We start from the raw sequence: 19685 nt of genomic DNA, 5'->3' as shown, positions 1-19685 counted from the left end.
CACTATAAAGTAGTAGTCAAACTTTAAAGGAAGGATATAAAATCGAACTATATCACCGTAAGCCATCACTTTTAAAAGTTAGAGACAATAAAATATAAAATTACTAATACTGGATTTGAAAAATCTTCAGAGGATGAAATTAAAAAATTGCTACTTAAATATGCAGAATATGATTTATCACAAGGGGTATTTCACTAATAAAGTGGGATACTCTTTTTCTGTTTAAATAGTTTATTCTATGGTAATATAATAGTGTGAGGAGAGTGAAAGTTATATGGAAAAGAGATTTAATGTAACTGGAACCTGTATACCAGAAAAGCACTATATGGTAGATATATCAAATAAGTTAGATAGTATATTAAAATTAGTAAATAATGAAGAGTATTTTATTATAAATAGACCAAGACAGTATGGAAAAACAACTACATTATATTTATTAGAGAAAAGACTAAATAGTATGGAAGAATACTTACCTATAAAAATAAGTTTTGAAGCTATAGATACAGAGGGATATAGTGAAGTTAAAAAATTTTTAAGTAGTATAATGATGCAAATGGTGAATTATTTTAGGTTTTCAACTAACAAAGAAATGTATAAATTTATTAAAAATCATGAGAATGAAATTACTACTATGAATGAGTTTAATGGTTTTATAACAGATTTAATTGAATTCGCAGAAAAAAAAGTGGTTTTAATAATAGATGAGGTTGATAAAAGCAGTAATAATCAACTTTTCTTGGATTTTTTAGGGATGTTAAGAAGTAAATATTTATTAAGAAATGAAGGAAGAGACTATACTTTCCATAGTGTAATTTTAGCAGGAGTACATGATGTTAAGACTTTAAAATTAAAAATTAGATCTGATGAAGAACATAAATATAATAGTCCATGGAACATAGCTTCGGATTTTGATGTAGAGATGAGCTTTTCTATAGATGAAATAAAAACTATGTTAGATGATTATGTTGAAAATAAAAAAGTAGATTTGGATAAAGAATATTTTGGAGAAAAGCTATATTTTTATACTTCAGGTTATCCTTTTTTAGTAAGTAAACTTTGTAAAATCATAGATGAAAAAATAATGCCTAAAAATGAATTGAAATGGGAAAAAGAATACTTAGAGTTAGCAGTAAAAGAACTTTTAAAAGATAGCAATACTAACTTTGATAGTTTAATTAAGAATATAGAAAACAACAAAGAATTACAAGAATTAGTAAGGAAGATAATTTTAGATGGATATGAAATTACTTATAATCAAGATAATTCCTTAATAACCATGGGAATAATATACGGAATATTTAAAAATTCAAATGGGAAGGTCAAGATTCATAATAGAATATATGAACAAAGAATATATAATTACATGATTTCTTTAATAGAAACTAAAATGAATTTGGGACTTTATAATGAAAGAGAAAAATATTTAAATAAAGATGGAACTTTAAATATTAAAAAAGTATTATTAAAATTTCAAGAGTTTATGAAGCATGAGTATTCACGAAAGAGAGAGGCTTTCCTAGAGGAAGATGGTAGGTTAGTTTTCTTAGCCTTTTTAAGTCCTATTATAAATGGCAGTGGATTTGCATTTAAAGAGGTAAAGGGTGGAGAAGAAAAAAGATTTGATATAGTTATAACCTATAATAAAAAAATGTATATTCTAGAACTTAAAATATGGAGGGGAGAAGAATATCATAAAAAAGGGTTGATACAGTTAGGAGAATATTTAGATCAGTACGGATTAGAGGAAGGATATCTTTTAATATTTGACTTTAGAAAAGCTGCAAGCTTAATAGGCATAGCAGAAGAAACCTATGTGGATATAGAAGAGCATAGGAAAAAAATAATAGAAGTTTATTGCTAAAATGATAGTAGGATTGATATAGAAGAAATTAAGAATATATATATAATATTAAAATCACATTCATTATTTATTGATTTTATATTAATAAGTGAACATGGAATAATTAAATAATATATAGATATGTTTTAAGTTTAAAAGCTCTCACGTTGTGGGAGCTTTTGTTTTTCTAATTATTAAGTTGATTTTTACCAAATGACTACTCTTCACGATACTTCGATTTTTTTCAAAGAGGGAGTAAAGAGCGGCTGAGGATAAAGGGAAAGATTTAGTTAAATAAGGAACGATGAGAGTGGATATAGGGGCAAAGCTAAAGGCATAAAGCAGAAAAAATAAGAAACATGGAGTTAGATTACTTAAATATAATTATGTAAAGTAAAAATAAAAGTAAACCTAAAAAATTCCTACAATATAATACAATTCTTTGATACATTAATACACAATACCTATGATAAAAATATTAAATAATTTATATAGTTATTAAATTATTATAAAGTTATGTTTCTGGCTTAAGTAGTTTATTCTATGGTAATATAATAGTGTTATTAGAATCAAAATTATAATGGGAGATAAATTATGAATAAGACAATAGGAATATTAGCACATGTAGATGCAGGTAAAACTACTTTTGCAGAACAAATATTATATCATACAAAAAGTATTAAAAATAGAGGAAGAGTAGATCATAAAAACTCTTTTTTAGATAATCATAAAATTGAAAAAGAAAGAGGAATAACAGTATTCTCAGAGCAGGGAACCTTTAATTATAAAGATTCTGCATACTATCTTATAGATACTCCAGGACATATGGATTTTTCATCTGAAATGGAAAGAGCCATTCAGGTTATGGATTATGCTGTAATTATAATAAGTGGAGTTGAAGGAATACAAGGCCATACAGAAACAGTATGGAATCTCTTAAGAAAACACAATATTCCTGTTCTTTTTTTTATAAATAAAATAGATAGAGTGGGAGCTAATGTTGAAAATGTAATTGAAGATATAAAACTTAATTTTACTAAAAAGGTTTGTTTTATTGATAAACCATTAAATAGTGATGAGCTTTCACCTGAGCTTATAGAATTTATTGCGGAGCAGGATGAATATCTTTTAGAGAAATATTTAGAAGATAATTATGAAAAAGGTTTATGGTTAAAGTCTATGAAAAAACTCATTAAGAAAACTGAGCTTTTCCCTTGTTTTATAGGTTCAGCATTACAGGATATAGGCATAGAAGATTTTTTAGAAAATCTACATCTTTTAACCTATACAGAATATAATGAAGAAGAAAAATTTAGTGGAAGAGTATATAAAATACGACATGATGAACAAAACAATAGATTAACTTATATAAAGGCATTAAGTGGCAGCTTAAAGGTAAAAGAAGAGATATCCTTACCTAATATTGAAAATGATTTTTGTGAGAAGGTTAATGAAATAAGAATATATAATGGAGATAAATATATAAATGTAGATAAAGCTGAAGCAGGACAGATTTTTGCAGTAACAGGCTTAAGTGCTGCTAATATAGGTGATGGAATTGGAACTTTGAAGGATAAAGCTACATATAATATGGTTCCAACTTTAAAATCAAAGGTTATATTTGATGAAAGCTTAAATGTAAAGGATGTTTTAAAATATTTTAAAATTTTAGAATCAGAAGATCCTTCTTTAAATATAATCTGGGATGAAAAATTTCAAGAAATTCAGGTTTATATTATGGGTGTTATTCAATTAGAAGTTTTAAAGAATTTGATGGAAGAAAGATTTGGTATATTAATAGATTTTGGCCCTTGTGAAATATTGTATAAGGAAACTATTTTAGATACATCAGTAGGTTATGGGCATTTTGAACCTTTAGGTCACTACTCAGAAGTCCATCTTAAAGTAGAGTCAGGCGAGAGAAATAGTGGCATTACATTTGAAAATTTATGCCATACAGATAATTTAACAGTAGGTAATCAAAATTTAGTAAAAACTCATATTTTTGAAAGAGATCATCATGGAATTTTGACAGGCTCTCCTATAACAGATATAAAGATAACGCTTTTAACTGGAAGAGCACATAATAAACATACCAGTGGAGGAGATTTTAGAGAGGCTACTTTTAGAGCTCTAAGACAGGGATTAGAAAAAGCTAAAAATGTATTATTAGAGCCTTATTATTCTTTAAAGATGGAAGTGCCATTAGATTATATGGGAAGAATTTTATCAGATATCCAAAAGTTAAAGGGAGATTTTAATCCTCCAGAAACAATCCATAATAAAGCTATTATAAAAGGAAGAGGACCAGTTGCAACATTTATGAATTATAGTGTAGAGTTTATCTCTTTTACAAAAGGGAAGGGTAAATTTAATTTTGTATTTGATGGATATGATATTTGTCACAATGAAAAAGAAGTTATAGAAAAGATAGGCTATGATAAAAATGCAGATATTGAGTATACTTCAACTTCAATCTTTTGTTCAAAAGGACAAGCGTTTTTAGTTAAGTATAATGAGGCAGAAGAATATATGCATTGTTTGAAATAAATATAGAATAAGGGGGAAAAAGAATTACTAAAGAAGTGATTCTTAGAAATATATGAATAATGTTTTGGAAAATTCAATTAGTGATGTATTAGTTAAACAAATAGATGCAGCTATGGTACCTAAAAGTAATAAGGTAGATTCAAGAACCTTTTCTAGGTTACTTGATGATGATAAAGTTGTTGCTAGCTACAAAATGTATTGGATTTTTGGAATATTAGAGGAAGTAACCTTAGGAAATACTGAAATAGAATTTAATAAAATAGTAGCTAGAATGATAGTGGCAGCTTGGTATCCTATTATGCAATATAAATTAAGTTTTGGTGTTTTTGATAACTTACAAAAGCCTATAAATTATGTAGCTTTAAAATATGGATTTGCTTCAAATTGTAATGAAAATGAACTTTTAAAATTCTTATGTGAAAGTGAAGATAAGGAACTTAAAAAAATGATGAGGGATTTAACTTGTATGGTTCCCTATAGATTACTATCGCCATTTTTTACAGAGGACCTTAAAGGTAAAAACAAGAGTAGCATAAATAAAATAATTCAAGAGCTATCAGTAGAAAGTGATACATGTTTTTATAAGATTACTAAAGAAGGTAAAAATAGAATTTTAATAAATGAATATTGGGCTCAGTATCTTAATGAAAATTATAGAGTAATAAAATCTTGGATATATTATAAACTTGTATGTTTTCTTCAAAAAAGGAATCCCAATGTTCCAGCTATAGCCTTTAAGCTTGAAGCACCTAAAAATAGAGATTTAGCTTCAGCTACAAAGATTTGGAAAGAAATTATTGTTTCAAAGGGGCCTAAAGACATTTATACAGGTAAAGATTTTACAAAAGAGAACTATGAAATTTATGGAGGCCTTAGTATAGATCACTTTATACCTTGGAGTTTTGTACTTCATGATGAGATGTGGAATCTTGTGCCAACATTTAAAAATATAAATAGTTCTAAAAGTGATAAGTTGCTTAATTATAATAGATATATTGATGATTTTTGTGATATGCAGTATATGGCAGTTACATATATTTTAGAAAAAAGAAAGCAAAAAGATTTAGAAAGCTATATAGATGCTTTAAGAATAGAAAACTTCCAAGAATACTTAAAGTACAAGCCTAAAGAAGACTTTATTAAGAAACTAAAGCAATGTATTTCACCACTTTATCAGATAGCTGAGAATCAAGGCTTTGAGGTGATGGATAGAGTGTTTTAGAGAGGTATATAGCTAAGTTTTGGATATGATGGCTGATAGATATGTTTATGTATACAGGGCACATTGAGTGCGTAGTAAAGCTTAAAAGGAAACACAGTTAGAAGTATTCATATATCTAGGCTTAGAAAATGGTTAAAATAGTATATGTTTCTTGATACGGGATTAGGAAACAGGGAGAAACGAAAATATAGTTGGATAGAGCCCTTGAGTGTTGATATGCGCTTGAGGACTTTTGTTAATATACACAAAAATAAGGTAAAATGTAGAAAAAAATAAAAATAAAATATATAATAGAAAAAGATGTATATATATTTAAATAAGAGAGTATTAATCATATAATATTTATTATGTATAACTATTGGAGGTGTTGGAAATATGAAAATTACGTTGCCATAAAAAGAAGTAACTGTAAAAGAATTTGATATAAAAGAACAATCAATTATAATTATTGGAGCAAATGGTTCTGGAAAAAGCCGATTAGGTGCGTGGATAGAGATTCAAAATGCTAATAAAACACATAGAATTTCAGCACAAAGATCCCTAATAGTTCCAGACTATATTCAGATGAAAAGTTATGAACAAGCTGAAGATGATTTGTTTTATGGAGATTGGAAAAATAAAGATAATCGAAAAAATCAAAGATGGAATTGGGGAAAGTTTACTACAACACTATTAAATGATTATGATAAAGTATTGTCAGTTTTATTTGTTAAAAAAGTAAGTTGAACGAAGATTATGTTGATGAATGTAAACGGAAGGAACAAAGGAATGAACCAAAGGCAAGAGTTCCAGAATCAGATGTTGATAGGGTAATAAAAATATGGAAGGATATATTTTCACATAGAGAATTAGTTTTAAAAGATGCAAAAGTTACAGCAACATTTAATAGTTGTAATTATAGTGGGACAGAAATGAGCGATGGTGAAAGAGTTGTATTATACCTTATGGCACAAACATTATGTGCTCCAAGTCAATCTATTATAATAATAGATGAACCGGAAGTTCATTTGCATAAATCTATTATGAATAGGCTCTGGGATAAGCTAGAAGAGTATAAAAAAGATTGCTTATTTTATATATATAACTCAGGATATTCAATTTGCGACAGCACATAAAAATTCAAAGAAACTGTGAGTACATAAATATTTTGGAAATAATGATTGGAATTATGAGTTTATTAATGGAGGTGATGATGTACCTGAAGAATTACTATTAGAAATTTTAGGGACAAGAAAGAATGTATTATTTGTAGAAGGAAAGAGAGAAAGTTTAGATTATTCTTTATATCAACATTTTTATTCTGATTATTCTGTAATTCCATGTGAAAGTTGCATAAAAAATTATAGAATCTACTAAAGCATTAAGAAAGCATAATCACTTACATCATTTAAGTGTTTTTGGACTAGTAGATAGGGATTATAGAACAGGAAAAGAAATACAGTCACTTATGAAAGATGGGATTTATACATTATATATAGCCGAGGTTGAGAATCTATTTATAATCGAAGAAATATTTAAAGTTATAGCCGAACAATTAGTACGAAATGAAAATGATGTGAAAGAAGTTAAAAATTTTGTGATAGATTTATTTAAAAAAAATATTGAAACACAAATAAAAAATGCAGTAGTTAGTGAAATAAAATATAAATTAAGCATATATGATGTTAACAAAGGCAATGAGCAGGAAATCAAGTTGGCTATTGATAAAATAGCACAATTGATAAAAGTAGATGAAATTTTTATGGATAAAAAAGAACAATTTGATAGATTAAATCAAGAGAAAAACTATGCAAATATATTAAAATATTTTAATAATAAAGGACTTTACAAAAGTGTAGGTGGATTTTTTGGACTTCAGAATAATGAATACTCGGATTTAGTAATAAGATTATTACGAAGTAGTAAAAAATCTAAAATAATAGAAGGCTTAAAAAACTATCTTCCAAGTATAAATTAAATATAGTAATTCTAATAATTTTATATTACTGGATTAAAAAATTAAAATGAAAAATAAGTGTATATAAAACAGATAAAAGGTGGGAGAAAAATGGGGATTCAAAATTTTGCATTCAGACCAATAGGATCATATTTGCAAGATGGTATATATTTTATTCCGGATTATCAAAGGGAATATTCATGGGTAGAAGATATAGAGATAGATGATTTTTGGCAAGATCTTGAGAATTCAATTAAGGAAAACAGAGAACAACATTTTTTTGGACAAATTGTTATCCATAATTCTATAGAGGAAAGTAAAAAATATGTAATCGATGGTCAGCAGAGGACAAGTACATCAGTTATATTTTTAGCAGTATTAAGAAATATATATGAAGAAATATATAATAATTATAAGCTTGCCAGTGCTAGAAATAAATTAGAAGATATACGATTAAAATATATTGGCAGATGGTCAGAAGAAGAAAATGAATTAAGACTTCATTTAGGTAAAATAGATAGAGAGTATTACATGAAAAACATTCAAATAGGTTATCCATTATTAGAAGAAGAGTGTGAAAAAGAGTCGCATAGAAGAATAAAAAAAGCGTATTATTATTTTAAAAATAAAATGAAAGAAAAAATAGAAAGTTTTTCTGATTATAGAGCTAAATATGAAGAAGTAACTAAGTATTATAATAAGTTTATAGAGTGTTTTAAAATTATGTATGTAGAAACTGATGATATAAATGAAGCATTTATTATATTTGAAACATTAAATGCCAGAGGAAAGGATTTAGAAACATCTGATTTGTTAAAGAACCATTTGTTTAGGATATCTGGAAACAGCCTGGGCATAGTAAAAGAAAAATGGCAACAGACTATAGATAACTTGGATAAAATTGATACTACAAAGTTTATAAGGCATTATTGGAATTCAATATCAGAATTTACAAGAGAGAAAGATTTATATAAAAGGATAAGAGAATATATTTTTACACCAAAGAAAAGTGAAGAATTCATACAAAATTTATATGAAATGTCAGAAGTCTATAAGTGTATGGTAAATCCTGATGAAGAGATTTATTTTTTAGATAATGATTTAAATAAAATACTTTCTAATTTGAAGACTTTAAAAGCTAGTTCTTTTTATCCGATAATTTTATCAATGGTTAATATGAATTTTAGTGAGCAAGATATAAGATTTGTAGCACAAAAAATCGAAGTTTTAATATTTAGAAATTGTGTTCTTGCTGGTAAGGTTGCAAATAAATATGAAGTACTTTTTGCAAAGATTGCTCATGGTATATATGAAAAAGAACTTATTAATACAGAGGATATTTATAAAAAGATATTAAGAAATACTATTAGTGATGAAGAATTTAGGAATTCATTTAGAGTTTTTATAATAAAGTCAGTGCCAGTGGCTAAATATGTACTTAGAGAAATAAATAATTCTATAAATAATGAAGTTTATGTAATAGAGGATAACCAAAAAATTCATTTAGAACATATAATGCCAAAAAAGAAAGGAGAATGGGATATAACAACAGAAATTTGTGAAAAATATTTGAATAGAGTTGGTAATTTAACTTTATTATTTAATGAGTATAATAGGAGTATATCTAATAAATTATTTGGTGAAAAGAAGAGTATGTATAAAAAATCTAAAATTTCAATATCAAATGATATATGCAAATATGATAATTGGAGTGTAGAAAATATTAATAAAAGACAAGAAGAACTTTGTGAATTTGCGATACATAGATGGAGTATTTAATTTATAATGAAATTTTAATTGGTAAGATACACGTTTTAAGCAAGCTCAATTAGGGTTTTGCAAGAATCCCGGGGGTTGTGAACATTCAAATAAATTTAGACATATAAGGAACATATGTAATGGAACAATTATATGGGAAAAAGATACGATTGATAAATGAAGTGATCTTATTTTAAAGTAATACTAGCTTAGTATATTAATATTAGGCTAGTTTTTATTCTAAATATAATAATACTATAAAATAGAAAATATAAGTAAGTATGTAATTATAGATTTAGTTTTAGATGTAAATAGAGATTATAAGTATGGCGTTGAATTAATACTATATGTTTTTGCAAATAAATTTTTAAGCGAAAAAGTTATCCTGGATATTTACTTAAATATAATCATAATAGATCTAATTTTAATGTAAAAGTAATTCAAATTAAATTATAGAGCATAGGTTATGTTATAGTGTAGGCAAGTATTGAGCAGATGGGGATTGGTGAGATGAGATGTTAATTGTAGTTAAATGTTCTCAAAAGGATTTGAACCTTATTATAAATGTAATTATAGGAAAAAATACTTATAATAGAATAATAAGAGAGTAGAAATAGTATTGTTTTTTATATTTTCATCTTAAAACCTATCTTAAGCTTTTAATTATAAAGTTTTAAGATAGGGTTTGTAGTATTTGTATAAATTGTAGAACATTATATAAATAAAATATTTTATGGTATAATAATTACGTTAATATGGTAATATATGAATTATTTCCATAGAAATTTTATGTAAATTAATCAGCAGTGTAAACAGTAATAAGGGGGATTGGGGTTAATATGGCATACCAAAGCGAAGCAGAGCTTGAGAAACATTTAATAAAACAGCTTGAAAGTAAAGGTTATAATAAGGTTAAAATAAGCAGTGAAAAAGAGTTAATCAAAAATTTCAGAGTACAACTTAACAAATATAATAAGGAAAAACTTGGAGGGACACCTTTAACAGATAAAGAATTTGAACGTGTTATGCGTAAGATTGAAGGTAAAAGTATATTTGAAGGTGCAAAGATTTTAAGAGATAAATGGCCTTTAAAAAGGGATGATGGTTCAGAAGTTTACATAGAATTTTTTAATTCTAAATCGTGGTATAAAAACATATTCCAAGTAACTACTCAAACAACAGTAGTAGGAAAATATACTAATAGATACGATGTAACATTATTAGTTAATGGACTTCCACTTGTTCAAATAGAACTAAAGAGAAGAGGAGTAGATTTTAAAGAAGCCTTTAATCAAATACAGCGTTATAGAAAACACTCCTATCAAGGTTTATATAGATATATACAAATATTCATAGTAAGTAATGGTATGGATACAAAATATTTTTCCAATAGTGACAGAGATATTTTATATACTTATACCTTCTTTTGGACGGATGAAAAAAATCAAAGAATTAGTAATTTAAATGATTTTACAGATACATTTTTAGAAAGAAGTTTTATATCTAAAATTATTGCTCGTTATATGATAATAAATTATACAGAAAAAATACTAATGGTAATGAGACCATACCAAATATATGCTGTAGAAGCTCTTATAAATAGAGCATTAGAAACAAACAATAATGGGTACATATGGCATACAACAGGAAGTGGTAAAACTTTAACTTCCTTTAAAGCAAGTCAGATACTTTCAAAAGAACCTAAGATAAAGAAAGTATTTTTCCTTGTGGATCGTAAAGATTTAGACTCCCAAACTATAAATGAATTTAATAAATTCGAACAAGAATCAGTAGATACTACAGATAAGACAAGCACTTTAATAAAGCAAATAAAAGACGTAAACAAACCTCTTATAGTAACTACTATACAAAAGATGTCGAATGCTATAAAGTCACCTAGATATACAAAGATAATGGAGCAATACAAAGATGAAAAAGTTGCATTTATTATAGATGAGTGTCATAGATCACAGTTTGGAAGTATGCATACAGCTATCGAAAAGCATTTTAAAAAGGCTCAGTATTTTGGATTTACAGGAACACCTATACTTAAAGAAAATAAAAGTCAAGACGGGCGTACTACAGCAGATTTGTTTGATGAAATGCTTCATAGTTATCTTATTAAAGATGCTATAAAAGATAATAATGTTTTAGGATTTTCAGTTGAATATATATCCACTTTTAAAGGTCAGTTTGATGAAAATGATGGGACTAAAGTAAAGGCTATTGATAAGAAAGAAGCTTTTATGGATGATGAGCGTATATCACAAATTGCACAGGATATAATTAGAAATCATAATAAGAAAACAAAAGATAGACAATATACAGCTATATTTGCAGTTGAAAGTATTGAAATGCTTGTAAAATATTATGATAAGTTTAAAGAATTAGATCATAATTTAAAAATAACAGGCATATTTAGTTATGGAGCAAATGAAGACGCAGAAGGGAAAGATGAACATTCAAGAGATAGCTTAGAGAGAATAATTAAAGATTATAATGAAATGTTTGATACAAAATATTCTACAGATACATTCCAAGGGTATTTTGCTAATGTATCTAAAAAAGTTAAATCAGGACAAATTGATATACTCATAGTTGTAAATATGTTCTTAACAGGATTTGATAGCAAAACATTAAACACACTATATGTAGATAAAAATTTAGTATATCATTCATTAATACAAGCTTATTCAAGAACTAATAGAGTTTACAAATCTACAAAACCTTATGGAAATATTGTATGTTATAGAAACTTAAAGAAAAAGACAGATGAAGCTATAAAATTATTTTCATTAACAGATAATGCTAATGAAGTTCTTATGAAAAGTTATAATCATTACTTAAAAGCTTTTAAAGAAAGTGTACTAAACTTATATAAGATAGTTCCAAGACCAGAAGATGTGGATTTTATTGAAGGTGAAAAAGAGAAAAAAGAATTTATAGTAGCTTTTAGGGATTTATCGAAAATACTTATAAAATTACAAACTTTTGTAGAATTTGAATTTGATGAAGATAAACTTTTAATTAATGAACAAACTTATCAAGATTTTAAAAGTAAGTATTTGGCTATTTATGATTCACTTAAAAATGATGAAGAGGGAAAAGCTTCTATTTTAGATGATATTGATTTTGGCATTGAGCTTATGCATACAGATAAAATAAATGTAGATTATATAATGAATTTAATAAGAAATATAGATTTCTCTGATAAAGAAAATAAAGAAAAAGATATAAAACATATTATTAAAGAATTAGATAGGGCAGATAGTGAACATTTAAGATTAAAGGTAGATTTATTAAAATCATTCCTTGAAGAAGTAGTTCCAAATCTTACTGAAGAAGATTCTATTGATGATGCTTACAGAAATTTTGAAGATATTAAAAGAAATGAAGAAATAAAAGCCTTTTCAGAGCAAGCAGCAGTTAAAGAGGAAAAACTTAAAGATTATATTTCAGAATATGAATACAGCGGAATGATAGATCGTAAAGATATGAATGATAATATAGAAGGAAAATTATTAAAACGAAAAAAAGTATTAAGAGAAATGACTACTTTTATTAAAAATCATGTGGAGAAATTTAATTAAATAATATTATCTTAAAAGATAGTAGAAAGGTAAGTGCTTTCTACTATTTTTGCAAGAAAAATATACATTAGTGTTAAAAATATAATATAATTAAATAGTGATTTTATAATAACTAAAGATTATTAAAGGAGGATTTAAAATGTCAGTAAGTAGAGAACAACAGGCTAATCTTCATGCAAGATTATGGGATATAGCAAATGATTTAAGAGGAAATATGGAAGCTAATGAATTTAAAAATTACATATTAGGATTAATATTTTATAGATATCTTTCAGAAAAAGTAGAAGGTAGAGCAGAAAATCTTTTAAAAGAGGACAATATATCTTATAGGGAAGCTTGGGAAGATGATGAATATAGAGAAGCTCTTCAGGAGGAACTATTAGCTCAAATAGGATACTTTATAGAACCTAAATATTTATTTTCTTCTTTAATGAAAGAAATAGAAACTGGAAACTTTGATGTGGAAATGCTTCAAGGAGCTATAAATGATATTACAGAATCAACACTAGGACATAAAAGTCAAGATGATTTTGATCACTTATTTGATGATATGGATTTAACGTCAACAAAGCTTGGCCGTGATGTTAAAAGTAGATCAAATCTTATAGCAAAGGTAATGGGGAATATTTCACAAATTGATTTTAAACATGATGATGCAGAAATTGATGTTTTAGGAGATGCTTATGAATATTTAATATCTCAGTTTGCAGCAACAGCGGGTAAAAAAGCAGGGGAATTTTATACACCTCAACAGGTTTCAAAAATACTTGCAAAGCTTGTTACCCTAGGAAAAAAGGATTTAAAAAGCGTATATGATCCAGCCTGTGGTTCTGGTTCACTACTTTTAAGAGTTTCCAAAGAAGCAAATGTTCGTTACTTTTATGGACAGGAGCTAACTTCTACAACATACAACCTAGCTAGAATGAATATGTTACTGCATGATATATCTTACCAAAGATTTGATATAAGAAATGATGATACATTAGAAAATCCTCAGCATATAGATATGAAATTTGATGCAGTAGTTGCAAATCCACCTTATTCTGCTAAATGGAGTGCAGATAAAAAGTTTTTAGATGATGAAAGATTTTCAGCCTATGGGAAACTTGCTCCAAAATCAAAAGCAGATTATGCTTTTGTACAGCATATGATTTATCAGTTAAATGAAGGTGGAACAATGGCTGTGGTACTTCCTCATGGAGTTTTATTTAGAGGAGCTGCAGAAGGGTTTATAAGAAAATATTTAATTGAAGAAAAGAATTACTTAGATGGTGTGATAGGGCTTCCAGCTAATATATTTTTTGGAACAAGTATACCTACAGTTATTTTAGTATTTAAAAAGAGCAGAGAAAATAGTGACAATGTGATGTTTATAGATGCATCAAGAGAGTTTGAAAAGGGTAAAAATCAAAATGTACTTAGAGATAAAGATGTAGAAAAAATAATTTCAACCTATGTAAAAAGAGAAACTGTAGATAAATATGCATACAAAGCTACTTTAGATAAAATTAAGGAAAATGATTATAATTTAAATATTCCAAGATATGTAGATACCTTTGAAGAAGAAGAACCTATTGATATTGATGAAGTTAAAATTAAAATAGAAAACATTGATAAAGAAATAGCTGATATTGATAAAGAGCTTGAAGTTTTCTTAAAAGAGCTTGGAATATAGGGTGGTGATTATATGAATAAAACACCAAAATTAAGATTTCCTGAGTTTAGTGGAGAGTGGGAAGAAACTACTGTAGAAAAAATTGCAAATGTAAGTACAGGTAGCAAAGATACTAAAGATAAAATAGACAATGGTCAGTATCCATTCTATGTTAGATCACCAATTATAGAACGAATAAATACATTTTCATTTGAAGGTGAGGCAGTATTAACGGTTGGTGATGGGGTTGGAGTTGGTAAAGTGTTTCATTATGTTAATGGAAGGTTTGATTTTCACCAACGAGTATATAAAATAAGCGACTTTAAAGAATATAACGGTAAATTCTTTTATCAGTACTTTGCTAAAAACTTTTGCAAAGAGGCTATGAAATATAATGCAAAAACTTCAGTTGACTCAGTTCGAAGAGAAATGATTACTAAAATGAAAATTCCTGATATTAGTTTAAAAGAACAACAAAAAATAGCCAACTTTTTCTTTTTAATAGATAAAAAGATTCAAAAGCAACAAGAAAAAGTAGAAGTTCTTAAAGATTATAAAAAAGGTATAATGCAGAAGATATTTTCTCAGGAGATTAGATTTAAGGGGGATAATGGGGAAGAGTATCCGGAGTGGGAACATAAAAAATTGAATGAAATAGTTCAACGTGTAATAAGAAGAAATAAATCACTTATATCAACGTTACCACTTACTATTTCAGCACAATATGGTTTAGTAGATCAAGAAACATTTTTTAATAAAACAGTTGCAAGTTCAAATTTAGAAAATTATTTTTTATTATACAAAGGAGAGTTTGCATATAATAAAAGTTACTCAACTGGTTATCCATGTGGGGCTATAAAGCGTTTAGATAATTATAATATGGGAGTGCTATCAAGCTTGTATATATGTTTTTCAATATTAAAAGGAATAAATTCGAATTTCTTAGTACATTATTTTGAAACTAATTGTTGGCATAAAGAAATATCTATGATTGCAGTTGAGGGAGCTAGAAACCACGGACTTCTAAATATAAGTGTAAATGATTTTTTTGAAACATTACATTATATACCATCGCTAGAGGAACAACAAAAAATAGCTAATTTTCTATCCAAGATAGATGACAAATTAAACAAAGAAAAAGAAAAGTTAGACTTGTTAAAAAAATTGAAAAAAGGATTGCTTCAACAGATGTTTGTATAATAAGGAGGTATACCCAAATGGCAGAAATAAAGTTTGAAATTAAAGAATCTGTAGGTACTCTTTCAGAATCACCAAAAGGATGGACAAAAGAATTAAATATAATTAGCTGGAATGGAAGAAATCCTAAGTACGACTTAAGAGATTGGACACCAGAACATGAAAAGATGGGGAAAGGAATTACTTTGTCAGTTGAGGAATTGAAAAAGCTTAAGGATATCTTAAATAATATACAACTATAATATTTATAATTATGATAAGTAATATGATGAATAAAATTTAGAATTGTAGGATTTGTTAGTAATAAAACGTGAGAATATTAAAACAAAACTATGTTATAGATAAAGAAGATAATTAAATTATAATCATTAATGGGATAAATTGGACAAACTTAAGTATTCCTTTAATAATGATATAAAAATTTAAAGGGGGATTATTAATGGATGAGAAAGAAGAAGTAATTAATGATATATATAAAACATATGCGAAGTGTATTGGGCAGGATTATAGACCAAAAAAATATACCACTATACTGGAGTAGAGGGAGTATATAATATTATCAAAAATAAATGTTTTTGGATGACAAAAAGTGATCTTTTAAATGATGAAAAAGAACTTGTTTATTTCTATGATGTTTTAAAAAAAGTTGTTGAAGAAACCAGATTTATGGGTATAGATGAAAAATTTATTGATTCATTAAAAAGAGAATCGGATAAAATATTAGAGAATACATTTATTCTAAGTTTTACAAAAGATTCAGATTCATTACCTTTATGGGAAATGTATTCTAAGGGAAAAGGTTATAACTTAGAAATTACTTATGATAAATTTTTTGACGCACGATGGCAGGAAAAAGTATATATATCTACTACTAATAATAAAAAATATATTTAGCAAGAAATAATTATAATAGACAATTCTTTGGACCTACAAACTTTGTGGTATATGATAGGAGTTTACAAAAGGGAAAAATTTACGAACTTTTAAAAGGAATAGATTTATCAAGGGACTTTAGACTAACGTATCCAGAAGATATAAAATCTATTCCTATAATAGAAATGCAGCAGAGAATATTAAGTGAATTTGTAGATTATATGGTGTTATTTAAGGATGAATCTTTTTCTTATGAAAATGAATTTAGAATAGTATATAATATTATTGATTGTGATCAGTTAAACATTGTAAAACACAGAATAATTAATGATAGGATTGTCCCATATATAGAGCTAGGAATTGAAGAAAATGTTATTGACTCAGTTACTATAAGTCCAAGATTAAAAGCGATATATTATCTGTAAAAGGATTAAATTCATTTATAAATAGTATAAATAATCTTAATTAATCAGATAAAATAAGTGTTGCTTGTTCACAACATTCTATTAGATAAAAAATTATATCAAATTAATAGAAATATAAATCTTAAAATTAATATAAAAATATAGAAAGTCTGTCTGAAGTAATAAATTTTTAAACGTATATAAATAACAGATTGGGGAAATATTTAATGAGTATATGGCTATTTAGAGCAGGAAAAAATGGGGAATATGAAAATAAATTTATAAATGAAAAAAGAGTATATTTAACTTGGGATGATTTGAATATAAATCTAAATTCTATAAAGTCTAAAGAAGATTTATATAAAATTCTTATTGAGCATTATAACCTTAAAAAAGAAAAAACTGCAATTAATTGGGCATCACAGATATGGCCAATAGCGCACAGAATGAAAAAAGGGGATTGGATAGTGTTACCGAGTAAAATTAATAGAACAATCCACTTTGGTGAAATCGTGGGAGAATATCAATATGATGAATCTCTAGGAAACCCTTATTATCATTATAGAGATGTAAAATGGTTTGCATTGGATGTTCCAAGAGAGCGGTTTGATCAGGATATTCTATATTCATTAGGAGCTTTTATGACTGTGTGTAAAATTCATAAAAATAATGCAGAAGAAAGAATAAAGAATATGTATAAAAATAATTGGAATGCTAAGCCTATAAGTTTTAAAGGGTCAGTGAATGATCCAGAAGAACCAGCAACTATTGATTTAGATGAGTATATTTTTGATAGGATTTCTGAAAGAATAATACAGAAGTTTAAAGGGCATAAAATGGAAAACTTGATTAATGAAATCCTTAAAGCAAAAGGATTTACAACATATAGGAGTCCCGAAGGTTCAGATCAAGGTGTTGATTTATTAGCATCAGCAAATACTCTTGGATTTGGTTCACCTAAGATTTGTGTTCAAGTAAAAACACAAAATGACCCAGTAGATAGACCTACTTTAGATCAACTTATTGGTACAATGAGTAATTATAGTGCTGATTATGGATTATTAGTTTCATGGAGTGGGTTTAAAACATCTGTTATTAAAGAAATTCCTAAACAATTCTTTAAGGTTAGATTATGGGATTCCAAAAATATAATTGAAGAGATTTTTGCAAACTATGATAAATTAAATGATGAAATAAAAACAGAAATACCTTTAAAAAGGGTATGGATGTTGAATGTGGAAGAGTAAGCTAGTTCAAAAATAAAATACAATTAAGCAATAAATGCTATCTTAAGAGTTGTTTGGGATGGCATTTGTTTTTCAGTATTAAATAAGAATTGCTATGTGGGATTCCATATAATAATAGTTTTTAGATTTTAATTTTTTATTAGTATGCCAAAATGGTACGTTCTTTTTTAAAAGTAATAATAATTTATTAAATCTGGAAATCTGAAAATTAAGGAGGGATTAAAATATTTATTTTTATGAAAATAAAAATGCGTTGTAGGGTTAATAAAAAATAAAATAGTAAGTTGGTAAAAATGTTAGATTTTGATATTATGATGAGCTGTAAGGAGATAAATAAATTATGAATGTAGAGTTAGTTTAAATAATAAGATAAATAAAATAAATGGTAGTAAAATGTAGAAATATAATGCTTTAGGGTGGTGGTTTTATTGGATAAGTTAATAGAAATTATTAAAAATATTTTTATTAGAAAACAATATTCTAAAATAGAAATTGTCATTATGACAATATTTATTATAGTTACTCCTAGCTATATATATTTATATTGCTATAATAATAAACTATTTAAAGGATTAGAGTTTATGAAGTTACTAATTTTAAGTATTAGTTTAAATGTAGCTATTTTTATATTTTTATATTGTATTAATTTTATAATTTTGTCTTTATCAAAAATTAACAAGAAAAATGAAAAAATACAAAAAAGACTAGATAGATCTTATAAAGTAATTAAAAAGATTAGTTCAGATATAGATATACAAGAGGAGGATTTAAATGATATTTTAATCAATATTGAAAGTTTAAAATTAAAGCTTATAAATTATAAATATCAAAATCATAAAAATATAGATTTTGAAGAGGAAAATATTAGGAACAATTTAATAAGACAAGGAGCATATGCAATTTCTACATCATTATTAGTGGCATGTGGAATTATTATTATTATTTTTAAAGTTATAAATATTGACCGGAATACTTTTATTGGAACAATAGTAGGTATTATACTGATATTTGAAGTAATTATATTTATATTAAAAAACAAAATAATGAATAAATAAATGATGATGAATATTAAGCAAGCTCAAATGGCTTTTCTCAAGTATCCCTGGGGTATGTAAATAAAGGCTACAGAATTTGAAATCACAAGATTAAATTACTGCATAGATAGGCTATAATCCAAAATTAAAGATGTTGTAAAACAAATATTTATAGAAAAATGCTCATAGAATGAAGCTTGTACTAAGTGTTCTATTAATGAAAAAACTTTAAATAAATATAAAAATAAAGGTATTGATGAAATAACATTAATGTTTGATTTGGGGAGACTAGTGAGTTAATCACTGGTCCTTTTATTGTCTACAGAGAAAACCACCTGCTATGCAGGTGTGTTCAGAAAAGCTTAAGCGTTGAAAAAAAA

Annotated in this window: 15 protein-coding genes; all 15 read left to right on the top strand. The window is 26.4% G+C overall.

Annotated elements, in window-relative coordinates; all coding sequences use genetic code 11:
• Positions 1-274: 274 nt before the first annotated feature.
• The 15 genes from ACYUDJ_RS03125 to ACYUDJ_RS03055 all read left to right on the top strand — a co-directional run bounded on the left by ACYUDJ_RS03125 (position 275) and on the right by ACYUDJ_RS03055 (position 19326).
• Positions 275-1861, top strand: a complete 1587-nt coding sequence (locus tag ACYUDJ_RS03125) for an AAA family ATPase (protein ID WP_460289510.1) — start codon at positions 275-277, stop codon at positions 1859-1861.
• Positions 1862-2434: 573 nt separating this feature from the next.
• Complete coding sequence (locus tag ACYUDJ_RS03120; protein ID WP_460289509.1) at positions 2435-4390, top strand: GTP-binding protein; 1956 nt, start codon at positions 2435-2437, stop codon at positions 4388-4390.
• Between the two features lie 52 nt (positions 4391-4442).
• On the top strand, positions 4443-5612 hold the full coding sequence (locus tag ACYUDJ_RS03115; protein ID WP_460289508.1) for an HNH endonuclease domain-containing protein: 1170 nt from the start codon (positions 4443-4445) through the stop codon (positions 5610-5612).
• Positions 5613-6176: 564 nt separating this feature from the next.
• On the top strand, positions 6177-6338 hold the full coding sequence (locus tag ACYUDJ_RS03110) for a hypothetical protein (RefSeq protein WP_460289507.1): 162 nt from the start codon (positions 6177-6179) through the stop codon (positions 6336-6338).
• Positions 6335-6727: an AAA family ATPase gene (locus ACYUDJ_RS03105; protein WP_460289506.1), complete on the top strand. Its 393-nt coding sequence runs from the start codon at positions 6335-6337 to the stop codon at positions 6725-6727. Before ACYUDJ_RS03110 ends, ACYUDJ_RS03105 begins: the two co-directional genes overlap by 4 nt.
• A gap of 224 nt (positions 6728-6951) precedes the next feature.
• Positions 6952-7569: a DUF4435 domain-containing protein gene (locus ACYUDJ_RS03100; RefSeq protein WP_460289522.1), complete on the top strand. Its 618-nt coding sequence runs from the start codon at positions 6952-6954 to the stop codon at positions 7567-7569.
• Positions 7570-7659: 90 nt separating this feature from the next.
• A complete protein-coding gene (locus ACYUDJ_RS03095) occupies positions 7660-9327 on the top strand; it encodes a DUF262 domain-containing protein (protein ID WP_460289505.1) in 1668 nt (555 codons plus the stop codon).
• Positions 9328-10145: 818 nt separating this feature from the next.
• Positions 10146-12896 carry a type I restriction endonuclease subunit R gene (locus tag ACYUDJ_RS03090; RefSeq protein WP_460289504.1) on the top strand — a complete coding sequence of 917 codons (2751 nt, stop codon included), beginning with the start codon at positions 10146-10148 and terminating at the stop codon, positions 12894-12896.
• A 139-nt stretch (positions 12897-13035) separates the two neighbouring features.
• A complete protein-coding gene (locus ACYUDJ_RS03085) occupies positions 13036-14571 on the top strand; it encodes a type I restriction-modification system subunit M (protein ID WP_460289503.1) in 1536 nt (511 codons plus the stop codon).
• A 12-nt stretch (positions 14572-14583) separates the two neighbouring features.
• Positions 14584-15750 carry a restriction endonuclease subunit S gene (locus tag ACYUDJ_RS03080; protein WP_460289502.1) on the top strand — a complete coding sequence of 389 codons (1167 nt, stop codon included), beginning with the start codon at positions 14584-14586 and terminating at the stop codon, positions 15748-15750.
• Between the two features lie 17 nt (positions 15751-15767).
• Positions 15768-15989, top strand: a complete 222-nt coding sequence (locus tag ACYUDJ_RS03075; protein ID WP_460289501.1) for a YdbC family protein — start codon at positions 15768-15770, stop codon at positions 15987-15989.
• A 337-nt stretch (positions 15990-16326) separates the two neighbouring features.
• Entirely contained in the window at positions 16327-16641 is a 315-nt protein-coding gene (locus ACYUDJ_RS03070; protein ID WP_460289500.1) for a hypothetical protein, read from the top strand.
• 44 nt (positions 16642-16685) lie between these two features.
• Entirely contained in the window at positions 16686-17045 is a 360-nt protein-coding gene (locus ACYUDJ_RS03065) for a hypothetical protein (protein WP_460289499.1), read from the top strand.
• 206 nt (positions 17046-17251) lie between these two features.
• Positions 17252-18271, top strand: a complete 1020-nt coding sequence (locus tag ACYUDJ_RS03060; RefSeq protein ID WP_460289498.1) for a restriction endonuclease — start codon at positions 17252-17254, stop codon at positions 18269-18271.
• 428 nt (positions 18272-18699) lie between these two features.
• The gene (locus tag ACYUDJ_RS03055) at positions 18700-19326 is read left to right on the top strand and encodes a hypothetical protein (RefSeq protein WP_460289497.1); all 627 of its coding nucleotides are present in this window, start codon (positions 18700-18702) and stop codon (positions 19324-19326) included.
• Positions 19327-19685: the final 359 nt, after the last annotated feature.

Source organism: Clostridium sp. CTA-6 (assembly GCF_054768115.1).
Note: the sequence above shows the minus strand (reverse complement) of the source record. Positions and strands in the feature narration are given on the sequence as shown.